The 17321-nt window shown below is 55.6% G+C and carries 12 protein-coding genes and 1 tRNA gene; 8 read left to right on the forward strand and 5 right to left on the reverse strand.

Annotation, left to right across the window (positions count from 1 at the left end; all coding sequences use genetic code 11):
- Positions 1-766: 766 nt before the first annotated feature.
- From NP603_RS02800 to NP603_RS02820, 5 genes are all read left to right on the forward strand, one after another.
- The gene (locus tag NP603_RS02800; RefSeq protein ID WP_256609405.1) at positions 767-2779 is read left to right on the forward strand and encodes a TonB-dependent receptor plug domain-containing protein; all 2013 of its coding nucleotides are present in this window, start codon (positions 767-769) and stop codon (positions 2777-2779) included.
- 13 nt (positions 2780-2792) lie between these two features.
- Entirely contained in the window at positions 2793-3350 is a 558-nt protein-coding gene (locus NP603_RS02805) for a YfiR family protein (RefSeq protein ID WP_256609406.1), read from the forward strand.
- Positions 3334-6144 carry a bifunctional diguanylate cyclase/phosphodiesterase gene (locus tag NP603_RS02810; RefSeq protein ID WP_256609407.1) on the forward strand — a complete coding sequence of 937 codons (2811 nt, stop codon included), beginning with the start codon at positions 3334-3336 and terminating at the stop codon, positions 6142-6144. The genes NP603_RS02805 and NP603_RS02810 overlap by 17 nt, the downstream gene beginning before the upstream one ends.
- Positions 6145-6494: 350 nt before the next feature.
- Positions 6495-6571: transfer RNA gene (locus tag NP603_RS02815), tRNA-Asp, on the forward strand.
- Between the two features lie 122 nt (positions 6572-6693).
- Positions 6694-7122: an Hsp20/alpha crystallin family protein gene (locus NP603_RS02820; RefSeq protein WP_064041833.1), complete on the forward strand. Its 429-nt coding sequence runs from the start codon at positions 6694-6696 to the stop codon at positions 7120-7122.
- Here NP603_RS02820 and NP603_RS02825 read toward each other — a convergent pair.
- Positions 7119-7634: an NUDIX hydrolase gene (locus NP603_RS02825; RefSeq protein WP_256609408.1), complete on the reverse strand. Its 516-nt coding sequence runs from the start codon at positions 7632-7634 to the stop codon at positions 7119-7121. The genes NP603_RS02820 and NP603_RS02825 overlap by 4 nt on opposite strands.
- 67 nt (positions 7635-7701) lie before the next feature.
- Here NP603_RS02825 and NP603_RS02830 point away from each other — a divergent pair, with 67 nt between their 5' ends.
- A complete protein-coding gene (locus tag NP603_RS02830) occupies positions 7702-8325 on the forward strand; it encodes a TetR/AcrR family transcriptional regulator (protein ID WP_256609409.1) in 624 nt (207 codons plus the stop codon).
- On the opposite strand, the gene lplT is transcribed toward NP603_RS02830, so the two are convergent.
- The gene (gene lplT, locus NP603_RS02835; protein ID WP_256609410.1) at positions 8270-9442 is read right to left on the reverse strand and encodes a lysophospholipid transporter LplT; all 1173 of its coding nucleotides are present in this window, start codon (positions 9440-9442) and stop codon (positions 8270-8272) included. The two genes, NP603_RS02830 and lplT, sit on opposite strands and share 56 nt — an antisense overlap.
- 36 nt (positions 9443-9478) lie before the next feature.
- Complete coding sequence (locus tag NP603_RS02840) at positions 9479-11650, reverse strand: AMP-binding protein (RefSeq protein ID WP_256609411.1); 2172 nt, start codon at positions 11648-11650, stop codon at positions 9479-9481.
- Positions 11651-11866: 216 nt separating this feature from the next.
- On the opposite strand from NP603_RS02840, the gene NP603_RS02845 reads away from it, so the two are divergent.
- Positions 11867-13297: a glycoside hydrolase family 30 protein gene (locus NP603_RS02845; protein ID WP_256609412.1), complete on the forward strand. Its 1431-nt coding sequence runs from the start codon at positions 11867-11869 to the stop codon at positions 13295-13297.
- A 54-nt stretch (positions 13298-13351) separates the two neighbouring features.
- Entirely contained in the window at positions 13352-14605 is a 1254-nt protein-coding gene (locus NP603_RS02850) for a glutamate-5-semialdehyde dehydrogenase (RefSeq protein ID WP_256609413.1), read from the forward strand.
- Between the two features lie 305 nt (positions 14606-14910).
- On the opposite strand, the gene NP603_RS02855 is transcribed toward NP603_RS02850, so the two are convergent.
- Together NP603_RS02855 and NP603_RS02860 are read right to left on the reverse strand one after the other, a co-directional pair.
- Positions 14911-15492 carry an ANTAR domain-containing response regulator gene (locus tag NP603_RS02855; RefSeq protein ID WP_256609414.1) on the reverse strand — a complete coding sequence of 194 codons (582 nt, stop codon included), beginning with the start codon at positions 15490-15492 and terminating at the stop codon, positions 14911-14913.
- Between the two features lie 2 nt (positions 15493-15494).
- A complete protein-coding gene (locus NP603_RS02860) occupies positions 15495-16973 on the reverse strand; it encodes an MFS transporter (RefSeq protein WP_256609415.1) in 1479 nt (492 codons plus the stop codon).
- Positions 16974-17321 lie beyond the last annotated feature (348 nt).

Genomic DNA, 17321 nt, shown 5'->3' on the forward strand with positions numbered 1-17321 from the left:
CGGCGCCCCTCGACTGTCGCCTTGGCCTGCCATCGCACGAATACATACTGAGCCATCCCCACACTTACCCTTGGTTTCAAGTTCAAGCCGGGACCATCTGGTTAAGCGTGTGTCCAAGGCTGAGCGCAACGTCTTGGTATGGCAAATTTCGGTATCGAAGTTTCAGCTATCACGTGTGGCGAATCTTTCACTCCAGAGTCTTAGAATGGTGCGACGCAGGCATCGGTGTTTCGAGCAGAAAACCGAGCAAAGACCCGCTCTGCCGAGAAAGTGAAAGGCTGGTTTCATTGCCCACGAGAATCAAAAACCGGCGGCGACTGAGAGTGATCGAGGCGGGCTGCCAGCTTAGAGGCTGTGGGCACTAAGGGCTGAACTTCCCGTTGGTTGGCTCGCCACGCAGGCTCGTAACCGGGTAACGCGCTGCCGTCATCCAATCTCTGGTTCTGCACCGCCGAGTACAGTGGCATTGAATCGATCGCCTGGTTGAAATATACCGTTGAAAAACGCCCCACTTGCCATCAGTCAGTGTCATCGACGAGTGGTTGCCGCTCTGTGCCGTTGACCCTACCGAGTTGCTGAGGACCTGGCGAAAAGGTGCTTACTTCCAAGAAAGGGGCATAGAAGCCGTTAGAAGAACTGTGACATGTTCGCATTCCGTCGCGCGTTCGGAATCGATATTTGTACGATTTACGCTAGACTGGTCGTATCCAGATCAAGCCCGCTTTTCGGCGGCCCAGGCACCAGGGCACCGGTAACAACCGATTTTATGCAAAGACTGAATTTACACACTCTCTCGATCGCGTTGGCGTTTAGTTGCTGTCGCACTGTTGCCGCCCATCAGGCCGCGGGCGATATCGAACTATTGAAAAAGATGTCGCTCGAGGACATTTTGAATGTAGAAGTGGTATCGAAGAAAACCGAAAGCCAATATTCGGCAGCCGGCATCGTTAGCATTGTCACCCGCGACGACATCGAACGCTACGGCGCCAATACCCTGGCCGACGTACTGAACCGGGTCACCAGCGTTTACATGCTCAGCACCTACATTTGGTCCAACAGTACCGCGGCGGTGCGCGGCGACGCGCTGACCCACGTCAACAACCATACCCTGGTGCTGGTCAACGGCCGGCCGTTTCGCGACAGCGCGTACGGCGGCTTGAACGAGACCATGTTCCGCGACTTTCCAATCCACCATATCGAACAAATCGAAGTCGTGCGCGGCTCCGGTTCGGTCTTGTACGGCAGCAATGCCTTTACCGGCGTGATCAATATCGTCACCAAAAAGAAACAGGACAACAGGCTTACCGTGCGCGGCCGCTACGGCAGCTACAATACCGGCCAGGCCGAAACCGAGTTCGGCTGGAACAACGGCGACGCGGCGATCAGCGGCGCGGTGAGATATCGGGCCAGCGACGGCTGGACGGCGTCGGCGGTCGATGAAACCCGGCAAAACGTCAATTTCCGCAACGACGACGGCGATGTCAGCGCCAGCATCTGGGGCGGCTGGAAAGAATTCGATTTCAATTTGTACATCGTCAACAGCCAGAAACAGCATTGGGGAGCGGTGCCGATCGGCTTCGGCCAACAAGTCGAGAACAACCGCCTGTTTTTCGATGCCGGTTATAACCACCAAATCAATGATTTTTGGCGTAGCAAATGGAATCTGACACTGAACAAGTTCTCGCAAAACTACAATCTTCCGGTTTCCGGTGTGCCCTACATGACCGATTTGTGGGAAAACAACCTGTTGCTGGAACAAAGCCATTTTTTATCGTTTTTCGACGACAAATTGAATCTGTTGTTCGGCGGATTGGTGGAGTGGCAACAGGGGCAGGTGACTCAGGTGTCACAGCCGAATACGCTGGCCCCTTACGAGCAGTTGAAGTCGAGTATCTATGCCAATGTTGGCTATGCCTTGCTGGATAATCTGAAACTGAATCTGGGCGGGCAGTGGCACCGCTTCGACCATCTGAAAGCGGCGCCGAGCGGCGTCGCGGAAAGCGACAGCGCAATCGACGGCCTGGTCGGGCGCGCCGGCCTGGTTTACGAAATGACGGCCAACTGGGGCGCCAAGTTGTTATTCGCCCAGGCTTATCGGGCGCCGAGTGCCGGCGAACTGGGCGCCAATTCGGCGGTAGTACTGGGAAACCGTAGCGTAGAGCCGGAAAAAGTCGAAACGGCAGACGCCCAGGTTTTTTATCACGATGCCGATTACCAAGTATCGTTGACTGCGTTCGAAAGTCGGGTCACCAACTTGATCGTGCGCAGTCCGATCCCGAACACGGTGCCGACCCGGTTGCTATACGTCAACGGTGGCAGCGCCACCTTCGAAGGCCTGGAGCTGGAAACCGAGGCCAAACTGTTGCCCGGCTTGTCCTGGAAAGGTTCTTACACTTTTCAAACCAATCGCGACGAAAACCAACGGAACAACAAGACCTTATTGCCCAATCACATGGCGAAATTGGGCTTGAGTTACGAGTTCAGCCCCAGTCTGCAAATCGGTGCGTTCGACACCTATTTCAGCGCCGCCAAAACCGCGCCGAATGCGCTTTTGGTTAATCCGCCTGCCGGCGGCTACCACAACGTCAGCGTCAACGCCAATTACAAATTGAACAATTGGTTGGGCGTTGCCAAGAACAAGCACATGACCTTTACCTTGTATCTGGATAATTTGCTCGACGAGAATTTTTATTATCCGGAGTTCAACCGTAAAAACATCAACACCATTCCGGCTGCTCCGGGCCGCATGCTGTTTGGCGAAATCGCACTCGAATTCTAAGGTTGTGTCCGCAATGGGATTCCGAAACAAACGCTGGCGGATTTATGCGCGGATAGTGCTGCTGTTGCCGGCGTTATTCGGCCCGACCTTTGCCGGCGCGAACGCTGCGCGGGCAGTCGAGGCCAGCGAGTTGATCCGGGCGTCGATAATCGAAAAGATTGCCCGCTTCATTACTTGGCCGGAATGGAGCGGAGAACAGTTCACTTTGTGCGTATCGGCCAAAGCGCCATTGCTTCCCGCTATCCAAAATTATTACGCCAATGAAACCTTGGCGAATAAGCCTGTCAAACTGTCGATTTTCGAGAAGGCCGCTGAAGTTACCGGTTGCCAGATCGTTTACGTCAACGTCGAGTTGAAAGACCAGTTGGCCGCTATCGTCGAGACCGTGCAGAACCAACCGGTACTGCTGGTCGTGGAAAACAAGAACGCCGCCGAGCAGGGAGCCCACATCGACTTTTTCATCGACAACAATAAAATCAATTTGGAAGTCAACCGCACCGCGCTGAACAACAGCGGCCTCAGCGCCAGTTACCATTTATTGAAGGTGGCAAACCTTGTTGGCCCTAATTAAACGCCGGCTGAGCAGGCAACCGTTACGGCGCCGATTGCTGTGGGTGGTCATGTTTGTGGTATTGACCACGATTACCAGCACCTTGTTGTTTTTGTACTGGAAAAAAAATATCCAACAGCGAGAGGATTTCGTTCATGCCAATTTGGCGTTAGCCAAGCTGGTATCGGAGTTTACAGTTTTTCCGCTGGTTTTCGACGATAAGTCCGGCGTCGAGGAACAATTGAGCCCGTTGTTCAAAGACCCCCGCGTCGTCTATTTGCGCCTGCAGAAAGGCAACGAGGTGGTCTCCAAGTACGACCCGTTTGCATTGGATGAAACTCTACCGGCCGGATTGGAAAATCGGGAATGGGTCTGGGGTGCCCGACATTTTTATTTCAAAGTGCCGATCATGCAAAACGACCGGCAACTGGGGATTTTACAAGGTGCCTTTCGCCTCGACGAACTGATAACACAGCAATTGCAGGAATTGCGCTTTATGCTGCTGGTGCTGGGCATTGCTATGGTTTGCAGTTACAGTCTGGCCTTAAGTTTGCGCCGCTTCATCATGGCGCCGATTACACGGTTGGAACAGCACACTCGGCAGAGTGCCGATAAAGCTCACTGCGGCGACCTTCTACTACCGGGACCGCAAACCAACGACGAAATCAGCCGATTGTACGAAGCATTCAATTTGCTAATGCAACGGGTACAACAACGGGAAGCCGAGATTCTGCGTTTCAATAGTGAGCTTGAAATCAAAATAGGCCAACGTACCGAGCAACTACGGGCAAAATCGGAAGAGTTGGACAATTATTTCAATTACGCCCTGGATTTATTTTTGATTGCCGATTTCGGCGGCATTATCCGCAAGATCAATCCGCAGTGGCAGGAGCTCCTGGGATATGCGACGGCCGAAATGGAAGGTCGGCCGTTTATGCAGTTTGTGCATCCGGACGATTGGGGCAAAACGCAGGAAGCGATGCGATTTCTAACCGAACACAACCCGCTGAGAGATTTTGTCAACCGCTATCGGCATCTGGACGGATCTTTCCGTTGGATCGAGTGGTCCTGTATCCCCAAGGATGGTGTGATATATGCGGCGGCGCGCGATATCACCGATCACAAACGGGCGGAGGAGCATTTGCGCCTAGCCAGTTCGGTGTACCAGAACAGCAGCGAGGCGATGGTCGTCGCCGATCCGGAAAACAATATTCTGTCCGTGAATCCGGCGTTTTCCACCATTACCGGTTACGGCCCGGACGAGGTCGTCGGAAAAAGCCCGAACTTGTTGGATTCCGGCAAGCACGATGCCGAGTTCTACCAAAACGTCTGGCTGCAACTGGAGCGCACCGGCTATTGGCAAGGCGAGGTTCAGATACGCCATAAAAATGGCGAAACCTATGTGCAGTGGCTGACTTTGAACAACGTCTACGACGACGACGGCCGCGTCATTCGCCGCGTCGCGCTGTTCTACGATATTACCGAAAAGAAGAAAACCGAGGAACAGATCTGGTTTCAGGCCAATTACGACCCATTGACCAACCTGCCTAACCGGCGCCTGTTCGCCGACCGCTTGCAGCATGAAATCCGCAAGGTTAAGCGGGAAAAACAGTATCTGGTGCTGTTTTTTCTGGATTTGGACCGGTTCAAGGAAGTCAACGACACCTTCGGCCACCGGATGGGCGACGCCTTGCTGGTCGATGCCGCCAAGCGTATCCGCGGTTGCATCCGCGAGACCGATACCGTCGCTCGTTTGGGCGGCGACGAATTCACCGTGATCGTCAGTGAATTGGCTGACGTCGGCGACGTCGACCGTATCGCCCAGGCTGTCATCGATGTGCTCAGCCAGCCGTATTTTTTCGATAACCGCCACGTTTACGTGTCGGCGAGCATCGGTATTGCCGTCTACCCGTCCGATGCCGAGGACGCCGACGATCTGGTGCGTTATGCCGATCAGGCCATGTATGCAGCCAAAAACAAGGGCCGCAATGGATTTTGTTATTTCACGCCCAGCATGCAGGAAGCTTCGCAAAAACGCATGCTGATTTTGACCGACCTGCATTCGGCGATTCAGCGCGGCGAGCTGCAGGTCTACTATCAGCCCATCCTCAATCTGCAAACCGGCCGCATCTACAAGGCGGAAGCGCTGATCCGCTGGCGGCACCCGCAGCGCGGTCTGATCAACCCCGCCGAATTCATTCCGATCGCCGAGGAACACGGCCTGATCCAGGAGATCGGCGAATGGGTATTCCGCCAGGTGGCCAGCCAACTCCAGTCGCTACAGGCCGAACACCAAACCCGGTTCCAGATCTCGGTAAACGTGTCGCCACTGCAATTCCAGGGCCTGGACAATTATTTGGCGCATTGGCCGGTTTATTTGGAGAAAAACGGCGTTTGCCAAGACAACGTCATCATCGAGATTACCGAAGGCCTGCTGCTGGAAGCCAACGACAAGGTGGCGGAACAATTGCTGCATTTCGCCAGAAATAACATGCAGATTGCGATAGACGATTTCGGTACCGGCTACTCCTCCTTGTCCTATCTGAAGAAGTTCGATATCGACTATCTGAAAGTCGACAAGTCTTTCATCTTCCATTTGGCGGCCGATTCCGACGATCTGGCCTTGACCAAAGCCATCGTGATCATGGCCCACCAGTTGGGGCTGAAAGTCATTGCCGAGGGCGTCGAAACCGAACAACAACGGCAATTGCTGATGGAAATGGACTGCGACTACGCCCAAGGCTATTTGATCGCAAAACCGATGCCGGCTGACCAATTCGCCGGTTTTTTGCGGGCAAACGTCGTTTGCGATTGACGATCAAGCTTTCTGCGTCCAACGGCTGAAATACGTTCGGTCCGCTTAGCTATTTTTTTGCAGCTGGAAGTGCAAACAACTCAATAATGGGGGCTTGACATACAGGATGGGGCAAAACTGACTGCGGTCGATCATCCGGCTTGTTATTAGGATCGCCGTTTTTTCGAATTCCAACGGAGGTTTTATAAAAAAGCCGCCGGAAACCGGCGTTCGGCCAATTCATATTTGACCATCAAACAAATCAAGCATTCGCCTTGTTCGCAAGCGCATTTAGGGGTCAGCGCTTTGGCGTATACCTAATTTACTTGACCAAGTTTAATCTCCTTGTATAATGGGCGGCTCACCAACGCGGAGCGGTAGTTCAGTTGGTTAGAATACCGGCCTGTCACGCCGGGGGTCGCGGGTTCGAGCCCCGTCCGCTCCGCCAATCTTTTTTTTCTCTCCTTTCATCCTCGAAGCCACAAGAATTCCCTGGAATTTTCCTGGGTTGAAATGCTGGCCCAATTTTGTATCATCGCATTTCCCGCAGAAACTATAAGGAGAAATGTCATGAGCAGCTTGAGTCCATTTGTCGGCGGTAATCTGTTCGACGAGTTGTTTCGGGATATCAGTCCGGGCTATTTGGTCCGCCCTTTACACGGCGATCCGTTGCCGGCGCAAATTAAAGTCGATATCAAAGAAAATCCGAACGAATATGTCGTTCACGCCGAATTGCCCGGCGCCGGTAAGGAAAACATCCACGTGCAGATCGAAGGCAATGTGGTCAGTATCCGCGCCGAAATCAGCCAGATCGACACCCAGAACAAGGACGACAAACCGTTACGCAGCGAGCGCTATTTTGGTCAGGTCTCGCGCAGTTTTCAGTTGCCGGTAGACATCGATCAAGGCGCTAGCAAAGCCCGCTACGACAACGGCATCCTGACCTTGAATCTGGTCAAAGCGCAAAGCAAAGGCGGCCAGCGTTTGAGCATCGATTAACCGCTTGCCGGCGGCACAATCTGGCGGTAACGCCGCCAAATTATCTTGAAAGTTTCGGTCATGATCGGGTCGTCTTTGGCGACCCGATCGTCGATCACATCTTGCTCGAACCAGCCGCCTTCGTCTATTTCGTCGGCTGCCAATTGGAACGGCCCGTTATGTTGGGCTTGGTAGACTTGAATAAACTCCATGCCCAATTCCGGGCAAGCCTGCAGTTTAAATAGACTTCTCAAGTCCGTCGCGGCTATTCTCAACTCTTCTTCCAACTCGCGCGGTGCGGAAGCATCGTAAGTCTCGCCGGCGTCGACATGGCCGGCGGCAGACGTGTCCCACAGGCCTTTGTTCAGATCTTTCAGCATCGAGCGTTTTTGCAGGAACAACTGGCCGCGGTCGTTAAACACTAGTATATGCACTGCGCGGTGACGCAGGCCGGTAGCGTGGATTTCGCGGCGCGGGCGCTGTTCCAGGATGCAGTCGAGTTCGTCGACTACGTCGAGCAGTTCGTTTGGCATGTCAGCTATCGATTCCTATGGCAAGGTCGTGTATCGTAGCTGTATTTTTGCGGTTTATCGAACGAATATGGCAAGAAGAAGCGAGCATAGTCAGGAGCAGATCCGGGAAATGGTGCTGAAGGCGGCGGAAACCATTGTCATAGAGGACGGTTTCAACGCTTTGACGGTCAGAAAGATCGCATTGGAGATCGGTTACACGGTCGGCAGCATCTACATGGTGTTCGCCAATATGAGCGACCTGGCAACCCACGTTAAGGCGCGGACTTTGGATCAACTTGCCGAACACCTGCAACAAAGCGTCTGCGACGGCGGCGCCGAACGGCAATTGATGGCGCTGGCTGATACCTACTTGCAATTCGCGGCCCGCCATTTCAACCGCTGGCGGATGATTTTCGATGCTCAGAGCGACGCGCCGTTGCCTGATTGGTACCAAGCCAAGGTCGAACAAATGTTCGCGATTGCCGAAGCCTTGTTCGGACAATTAGGCCAGGACGTCTCCGCCGAGCGGAGCCGGCTGGCATCGCGTGCGTTGTGGAGCGGCGTACACGGCATCTGCATCCTGTCCCTGACCGGCGAGCAGCAAGCCGGCGAAGTCGAAGCCGCGAAAAAGGCGGTGGAGTTGTTGGTCTGGACTTTTATTCAGGGCTGGAAGATTGCGCCGAATCGGGCAAATGCCATACCACCAGAGTAGTTGCCGTAAACAATATCACGCCCAATCCGACCAGGGCGGCGACCGGAGTCACCTGTTCCGCTGCGGCCAGGGTATAGCAACCGACCGCCAGCAACATTGCCGCATTCTGAAAGAAGTTCTGCATCGCCACCGCACCGCCGCTACCTATGCTTTGCTGGCCGATTTCCTGCAAGGCGGCGTTGATCGGCACGATAAATAATCCGCCGGCGGTTCCCATCAAAAACAATACGCCGCGCGCCGGCCAAATCGCGTCGGTAAAGCTTAATGAAACAATCAGCGCGCTCATTGCATAGGCCGGTATCCGTGCCCGGCGCAAGTGTTCCAGCGGAATCAAATGCGGTGCCAGTGCAGAGCCGGCGATGATGCCCAATGCCAGGAATAGCGTTAGGTTGGCGATGTCGCTGGCATTGTGCAGCATTAACACCAACGGCGCCCAAGCGATGATGATGACCCGGACGCTAGCCGCCGCCGCCCAAAACAGGGAAGCGCCCAACACCGCGAAACGCGAGCGCGGCACCGACAGAAAATCTTTGACCTCGCGGTAGAACAGCAGGATTTTCGAACCGCCGCCGATCGTTTTGCGCATTCCCGTCGGCAAAAACAGCGTTGTGGCGGCAGACACCGAGTACAGGCCGATCGTGGCCAGCAATGCCCAAGTCACAGATTGGTCGGCCAGTTTGGCGCCGACCAGCATGCCGGTCAGGATCGCTAAAATCGTCGAGCCCTCGACCCAGCTATTGGCTTTGACTAAGGCATCATGTCCGGCCAATTCCGGCAATATGCCATATTTGGCCGGGCTGTAGAGCGTGGCGCCGACGCCGACCAGGCAATAAGCCAGCAAAGGTTCGACTTTGATCAGCAATAACCCGGCGCCGCCGGCTTTGATCAGATTCGCGATGATCAATACCCGCGACTTAGGTTGGCTGTCGGCAAAGCCGCCCGCCCAAGGCGCCAAAGCTACGAAAGCCACCAAAAACACACTCTGCAATGCCGGCACGTACCAACTGGCCGGCTCCGCTTGTTGCATCACCATTGCAATGACCGTGAACAAAATGGCGTTATCGGCAAAGGCCGAGAGAAATTGCGCAACCAGCAACGGGTAAATGGATTTGTTCATGGCAGGGGCATCGGTCTGAATCGGTTGCGGAATGGATTATTGGTTTTCGTCTGCACTATGGGTTTGGGTCAGCTTTTCCGCCAACGCTGTCGAACCCGGATAGTCGGTTTTACCGGTCGCCAACACCGGCAGTTTTTCCAGCACGAACAATTTTTTCGGCAGATTGATGGCCGCGACGCCCGGTGCGGCCTCGGCTAGGTGCTTCAACGTTGCGTTGCGCTGCGTCGTCAGCAGGATGATTTGCTCGCCCTTGCGCGGGTCGGGCAGGCTGACCGCGGCGTGTTGCGCCTCCGGCCAGGCCTGGATTGCCAATTGCTCGACCGCCGTCAGCGATACCATTTCGCCGCCGACCTTGGCAAAGCGCTTGCTGCGGCCGCGGATATGGATGAAGCCCTCCTCGTCGACGTGGACAATGTCGCCGGTATCGTACCAACCCTCGCCGTAGAGGGGCGAACTGGGCGGTGTCAACACGCCGGGATTGTCCGGCAACAAATAGCCTTTCATGATGTTGGGGCCGGCGACGTGCAGTCGGCCGGCGCCTTCGATGCCCGGTACCGGCTCCAGGTGGTGCAGCATGTCGGGCATGAAGCGGCCGACGCTGCCGGCTTTGTAATCCATCGGCGTGTTGACCGACGTGACCGGAGCCGTTTCGGTCGCGCCGTAACCTTCCAGAATCCGGATGCCGAATTTGTTCAGCCACAGGGCGCGGGTGGTTTCCTGCAATTTTTCGGCGCCGGCCACGACATAACGCATCTTGTAAAAATCGTAAGGGTGGGCTTTTTTTGCGTATGCCGCCAGGAAGGTGTTGGTACCGAACATGATCGTGGCGCCGACCTCGTAGGCCATTTCCGGAATCACCGCGTAATGCAGCGGGGAAGGGTAGAAAAAGCTGACCATGCCGTTCAACACCGACATCATCGTGCCGACGGTGAAACCGAAGGAATGGAACATCGGCAGGAAATTCAACACCACGTCGCCCGGGCCGAAATCGATGCGGGCGCGAATCTGTTTATGGTTGGCCAGAATGTTGGCATGCGACAGCACGACACCTTTCGGCAATCCCTCAGAGCCGGAAGTGAACAGTACTACGGCCGCGTCGTCGGCATCGTATTCCCGGCTTTTGTACCAGAGTCGGGCGGTCTTGCCCTGCAGCCACGCCGCCGCTTTGTCGAAGCCGGTCAGCGCCGCCGCCAGGTCCTCCAGATAGACCAAGTTCACTTGCTCAGCCAGCGCATCCGCTTCGGTTTGCAAATGCGCGGCTTCGATGAATTTGCGCGAGGTCAGTACGGTTTTGACCCGGCCGGTACGGCAGGCTGCAGCCATCCCGGCCGCGCCCAGCGAGTAATTCAGCATGGCCGGCGTGCACCGGTAAAGTTGCAGGCCCAATATCACATTCAAGGTTTTGCAACTATTCGGCAGCAACACGCCGACGTTTTCGCCGGATTTGCTAATCGATTTCACCAATTTGCCGACCGCAATGCTGCGCGCGATCAAGGCGTCGTAACTGACCGGTTTGCGTTCCAGATCTTCGGCAATGGCATAGTTGCCGCCGAAAATGGTGCGGGCTTCCAGTAACGCGGCAAAAATGGTTTGTCGGTAATGACTGGTGGCAAACATCATTTCCGTCATGATGTCGGACAAAATATGGCCGCTATGTTTGCGGCGGGCTTTGCCGGTCACGTCGCCGTGGGTTTCGATTCGGGTTGGGGGCAGGATGTGGATGGTGATGCGCGGAAACCAACGTTGTCTGACTTTGTCGCCCAATTTGGAGAAGCGACTGAACTCGGCGCCGTCAATCCGCACTGGCAATAACGTGGCACCGGATTTGTCGGCGACCATGCCCGTGCCATCGTATATCTTCATCAAACTGCCGGTGGTCGTGATTCGCCCTTCCGGAAAAATCACGGTTTTGGTGTCCTGTTGCATGTGATGGATCAGGGCTTTCAATGACAACGGATGGGTTGGGTCCATCGGGAACACTTTCGACAGCTTCAAGAACGGTTTCAGCCACCAGCGTTCGGAGATGTGGGTATTGATCGCGAACGTGATATCGTCCGGTAAAAACACACCCAATAGCAACGGATCGAGAAACGAGGTGTGGTTGGCGACGATCAGCACCCGGTTGCCGGCTGCGGCGTAATTCTCCAGACCGTTGACCTTAACCCGGTACAACAGGCTTAACAGCCAGCGCAATACGATTTTCAACATAAATTTCCTCCCCGGCGCAGTTTAGCAGACAGTAGCGATAAAGACCGCGGCTACTATAAAATCAAATTAAACAATGTTCAATTCAATTTTACAGCCTAGATTTTGCATTGCCAAATCCGACCGTCGTTAGCGGACAGTAGCCGTAGCCACGCATTTCGCATTTTTTCGGCGGATTTCATTATCATGTTGCTGCGTCGAGCAGCGGGGCATGAGCGAATGAAGCCTAAAGCACCTGCCAAGACCGCCGCCGAATTCCCGTTCAACGATCATTCGAGATCCATCATGACCCAGATTTCCAGTCCCGAGCCGACCCAGGCCATCTCAGTTTGGCTGACCAGCGCCGACCGCAGCCGCTTGTTCGAAAAGTCGCAGGATGTGCTGTTTTTTCAAGCGGGCGAAGGCGACGGCCCTGCAATTACGCTGGACCCGGAACAAGTCCGGCAAACGATCGAGGGATTCGGTTTTTCGTTGACCGGCGGTAGCGCCATGCTGATCAGCCGCTTGCCGACAGCCACCAAACAAAACTTGTTGAATGAATTGTTTTTGGCCGACGCCGACGGTATCGGCGTCAGTTTTTTGCGGTTGAGTATCGGCGCGTCGGATTTGAGCGAGCGCAGTTACTCCTACGACGACTTGCCGGCAGGGCAAACCGACTTCGAGTTGGCCCATTTCGACCTAGATGCCGGCGACCGGGAGGTGGTGCCGTTGCTGCGGGAAATCCTGGCATTGAATCCTGAAATCAAAATCATCGCCACGCCCTGGTCGGCGCCGCGCTGGATGAAAACCAACCAAGCTGCCGTCGGCGGCAAGTTAAGGCCGGAGTGTTACTCTGTTTACGCTCAATATTTCGTCAAATACCTGTTGGCAATGCGCGAACGGGGTATCGCGATTCACGCCATCACGCCGCAAAACGAGCCGCAAAACTTCAAAAACGACCCGAGCATGGTGATGGATGCGGCCGAGCAAGCCGAGTTCGTGAAAACTTACCTGGGTCCGGCGTTGGCGGAGGCGGGTTTGGCCGAAGTCGAAATCTTTTGTTGGGACCACAATTGCGACGTCAAACAATATCCGTTGGCGGTGTTTGCCGACGCCGGCGCCCGCAAATATTTGCGCGGCTCCGCTTGGCATCTATATGGCGGCGATATTTCGGTACTGTCGGAAATGCACGCCGCCTATCCGGACATGAAGTTGTATTTCACCGAACAATGGGTCGGATCGGACGGCGAATTCGGCGGCGATCTGATGTGGCACATCCGCCATGTGTTGATCGGCGCCTGCCGCAATTGGAGTAATGCGGTACTGGAGTGGAATCTGGCCGCCGACCCGTTCTGCTGCCCGCACACGCCGGGCGGCGAGGCGCGCTGTGTCGGCGCTTTGACCATCGACGGCGATCGGGTCGAGCGTAACGTGGCGTACTACATCATCGGCCATGCCGCGAAAACGGTAAGGCCCGGCTCGGTAACAATCCATTCCAGCGACGATGCGTTACCGAATGTAGCGTTTTCGACTCCGGAAGGCAATCTGGTGCTGATCGTGTTGAACGACGGCGACGCGGCCGTCGGCTTCGACATCCGCTACCGGGCGCTTACGGCCCGCGTCGAAATCCCGGCCAAGAGCGTCGCCACTTATCTTTGGCCGGCAAATTAATCCGCGCCGGCTTATTTCTTGGACATCCTTTAACCGAAAGTCATTCTTTAGCTCATGAATTCATCTTCCATAACCGAGATCGCCCGGCAAAGCCGTTTGGCTGCGCGCCAACTGGCGCCGGCTTCGGATGCGCAACGTAATTTGGCTCTGGCAAAAATGGCCGAAGCGCTGCAGGCCGTTAGAGCGCAGGTGCTGGCAACCAACGCCGAAGAAGTCGCGAAAGCCCGCGCGGCCGGCCAGACCGAGGCGATGGTCAAACGGCTGACCATCGACGACAAAATGTTCGATTACATGCTGTCGCGCTTGAAAAAAGTCGCGCAATTGCCCGATCCGCTGAACCGTATCCTGACCGGCCATACCAATCCGGCCGGGTTGCGGGTGTATAAGAAGTCGGTACCGCTCGGCGTGATCGGCATGATTTACGAATCGCGGCCCAACGTCACCACCGACGCCGCCGGCGTCTGCATCAAAAGCGGCAACGCCGTGATTCTGCGCGGCGGCTCGGAGGCGTTGCAAACCAACGCGGTATTGACCGATGCGATGGTAGCTGGCGCGGTGGTCGCCGGCTTGCCGCAACACGCCATCCAGATCGTTCGCAGGCCAGGCCACGAAGCGGTCGGCGAATTATTGCAACAAGACCAGTACATCGACGTACTGATCCCGCGCGGCGGCAAAAGCCTGATCAAACGTATCGCCGAAGGCACGCGGATTCCGGTGATCAAACATTACGACGGCATTTGCCATTTGTATCTGGCCGCCGACGCCGAACCGGACAAAGCCGTGGCGCTGGCAGTCAATTCCAAATGCCAGAGCGTGCAGGTCTGCAACGCGTTGGAGACCTTGCTGGTTGATGCCGAATGTGCCGAACGTTTGTTGCCGTTATTGGACGAAGCCTTTACTGAAAATGGCATCGAACTGCGCGGCTGTGAGGAAACCCTGAAAATATTGCCCGGCATTGCCGCAGCCACCGAAGAGGACTGGTCCAGCGAATACCTGGCGCCGATTCTGTCGGTGAAAATCGTCGCCGGCATCCAGCAAGCCATCGATCACATCAACCACTACGGCTCCGGCCACACCGACGGCATCGTCACCCAAAGCCTGAGCCTGGTAAGGCAATTCGAAGAACAAGTCGATTCGGCCTCGGTGATGGTCAACGCCTCGACCCGGCTATCCGGCGGCGGCGATTATGGACTGGGCTCGGTAGTCGGCATCAGCACCGATAAACTCCACGTCCGCGGTCCGGTCGGGCCGGAGGGGCTCACTACCTACAAATGGGTAGCTGTGGGGGACGGCCATCTGCGGGATTAGGGAGCGAACGTCTCACCTGGGTACCGCGCGGGCGGAAAAAAGCCCAGCCACATTGAATTCGGTGATCGACTTGCCGGCCGCTCGCGCAACGGAGCCATGCACATGACTACGTTATAGATCCTACGATGTGGGAAACAAGATTAGCGTTGACCGAATATGGCCAATCGCTAACCCGGCAAGCGTCCGGTTCTCAATCGATTTCAACGGCGTTTTACCGGGGGCGTTAAGGCGTCAGTTGGCATCGGCACAATTGTATTGGGCGGTGCGGTCCGCGCGGGTCGCAAATTCGCGATCAGCCCGGGCGTCTATTTGCTGAACAACTCCGCCATCGAGATCACGTTTTTCGCCATTTCGCCGATCGGCATGTTGCGGTCCATCGCCAATTTGCGCAGGGCGTGGTAGGCCTGATCCTCGGTATAGCCTTGCGATTTGATCAAAATGGCTTTGGCCCTGTCCACCAATTTGCGGTCTTCGAGTTGGGTTTTGGTTTTTTTCAGTTCTTCTTTCAAGGCATGCTGCTCCTTGAAGCGGGCGATGGCGATATCGACTATGGCCTTGATCCGTTTCGGCTCCAGGCCGTCGACGATATAGGCGCTGACGCCGGCTTTGATGACTTTGTTGATGGTTTCGGTTTGCTGGTCTTCGGCGAACATCACCACCGGCAGCGAAAAACTCTGGTTGATTTCGACGATGGTTTGCAACACCGCGTCGGTCGGTGTGTACAGGTTCAGCACGACTACGTCGGGATGCAGGGTTTGCACGATCTGCAGCATGTTCAGCTCTTTCAGCCGGAGCGTCACTACCTCGCAGCCGTGTTGGCGTAAAGCCGCTTCGAGCAGGCGCTCGCTATCGAATTCGTCGACTACCAAAACATTCAATCCGGCCATGGTCAATCCAATGCGATTTTCAACAGCGAGCCGTCAGGCATGATTTCGGTAATGTAGTTTTTCGGTTCTTCCAGGTAATAGATCAGCCCCAGCAGTAGCAGGCAACAGGCGCTCAAAATCAGGAAGAAGGCGGTCGCGGAGACGAAGGTCAGCAAAATCAAGAACACGATGGCGCCGGCATTGCCGTAGGCGCCGACGATGCCCGCCACCTCGCCGGTAATGGCGCGTTTCACCAGCGGCACGAAGGCGAAAATGGCGCCTTCGGCGGCCTGCATGAAGATCGAGCAGACCAAGGTCACGACCACGGTCAGCACAATCGACCATTGCGGCGAAATCAAAGCCATCAGCAAATAGCCGCCGGCCAAGCCGGCCGAAAACAGCGTTAACGACAGTTTGCGGCCGATCTTGTCGCTGAGCCAACCGCCGGCCGGCCGGGCGATGACATTGGTCACGACGAAACTGGAAGCCAGCAGGCCGGCATCCAGCATGCCCAAACCTTGGGTTTGGTTGAAAGTTTTGTAAAAAAATATCGGCAGCATCGACAGTACCGCCAGTTTGGAGCCGAAGGTCACCAAATAGGCGATGGCGAGGATGAAGACCTGCTTGTAGCGGTAGTGGTGAATGCTGGCGATGGGTTGGCTCAGGCGGTCGGCGTTGCTGGTGACCAGTTGGTAACAGTGGATCAGAAACAGCAACCAGACCACGCTGTGCAACAGCAAAGTACAACCGGGGCTGAGGACCATGGTTTCCGGAGTCGACAATTTCCAGGCCAACAGTGACATCGTCGCATACAGCGGCGCCAGGCTCAGCATATACAGGAACAGGTCGCGAATGCTGGTGACTTCCATCGTCGCCGGGCGCCGGCTTTTCAGTGCGGCGATTTCCGGCGGAAAGTTCTCGACACTGAAGTAATAAACCACCGAATAGGCCAGTGCGATGCAGCCGGTCAAGGCGATGGCGGAGCGCCAGCCGTGTTCGGCACCGAAGTAAAAGGCCAGGCCGGGCAGGAATATCGCCGCGAAGGCCGAACCGAAATTGCCCCAGCCGGCGTAGATACCCTCGGCGGTACCGACCTGGCTGGCCGGAAACCAGTCGCCGATGATCCGCACCCCGACCACGAAGCCGGCGCCGATGAAGCCGAGCAAGAAGCGCGACCAAGCCAACTCGGCGAAATTTTCGGCGCTGGCGAACATGAAGCAGGGGATGCTGCACACCGCCAGTAACACGCTATAGCTGATCTTGGCGCCGAAGCGGTCCACCAGCATGCCGGTTATGACCCGGGCCGGTATGGTCAGAGCCACGTTCAACAACAACAGAATGTCGACCTCGGCCTCGCTGATGCCCAGATCCTGCTGGATCAGTACCAATAAAGACGCATGGTTGAACCAGATGACGAAACTGATGAAAAAAGCGATCCAGCTCATATGCAGTACTTTGGCTTTGCCTTGCATGCTGAGCAACTTAAACGGGGTAAATGACATGCGGATTCCGGAGTTATCGATTCGGCATTTGCCAAGCAGCTTGTATGCCATCGCGATTCGTTCGGCTGGCCGGGGCTGGTGCCGAATTGCTGCATCAATCTGGTGCAAAACGCCGCGGAAATTGCATTATTTGAGTGCGCGGTGGCGCCGGATTCGCGGCCCGGCTGGCGCTAATGCCTATTTATCAATATTTTAAGAATTGGCATGTATTTTGTTTGGCATAATCCAAGTCTTGTCTGCAGACTTACCCCCCGTGTTGAATTGGACAAAGGCGTCCTGCTTGAATGAGTGTGCTCATTCGATCAGGACGCCTTTTTTTTTGGCCGAAAAAAGGGTGGCCGGACAAGC

Origin of the sequence: Methylomonas aurea, from assembly GCF_024505045.1 — a bacterium.
GTDB classification, from domain to species: domain Bacteria; phylum Pseudomonadota; class Gammaproteobacteria; order Methylococcales; family Methylomonadaceae; genus Methylomonas; species Methylomonas aurea.

Excerpts from the sequence above, each read along its gene's own strand:
- NP603_RS02800 (WP_256609405.1), top strand. The coding sequence starts at position 767 with ATGCAAAGACTGAATTTACACACTCTCTCGATCGCGTTGGCGTTTAGT.
- NP603_RS02805 (WP_256609406.1), top strand. The coding sequence starts at position 2,793 with ATGGGATTCCGAAACAAACGCTGGCGGATTTATGCGCGGATAGTGCTG.
- NP603_RS02820 (WP_064041833.1), top strand. The coding sequence starts at position 6,694 with ATGAGCAGCTTGAGTCCATTTGTCGGCGGTAATCTGTTCGACGAGTTG.
- NP603_RS02825 (WP_256609408.1), bottom strand. The coding sequence starts at position 7,634 with ATGCCAAACGAACTGCTCGACGTAGTCGACGAACTCGACTGCATCCTG.
- NP603_RS02830 (WP_256609409.1), top strand. The coding sequence starts at position 7,702 with ATGGCAAGAAGAAGCGAGCATAGTCAGGAGCAGATCCGGGAAATGGTG.
- lplT (WP_256609410.1), bottom strand. The coding sequence starts at position 9,442 with ATGAACAAATCCATTTACCCGTTGCTGGTTGCGCAATTTCTCTCGGCC.
- NP603_RS02840 (WP_256609411.1), bottom strand. The coding sequence starts at position 11,650 with ATGTTGAAAATCGTATTGCGCTGGCTGTTAAGCCTGTTGTACCGGGTT.
- NP603_RS02845 (WP_256609412.1), top strand. The coding sequence starts at position 11,867 with ATGAAGCCTAAAGCACCTGCCAAGACCGCCGCCGAATTCCCGTTCAAC.
- NP603_RS02850 (WP_256609413.1), top strand. The coding sequence starts at position 13,352 with ATGAATTCATCTTCCATAACCGAGATCGCCCGGCAAAGCCGTTTGGCT.
- NP603_RS02855 (WP_256609414.1), bottom strand. The coding sequence starts at position 15,492 with ATGGCCGGATTGAATGTTTTGGTAGTCGACGAATTCGATAGCGAGCGC.
- NP603_RS02860 (WP_256609415.1), bottom strand. The coding sequence starts at position 16,973 with ATGTCATTTACCCCGTTTAAGTTGCTCAGCATGCAAGGCAAAGCCAAA.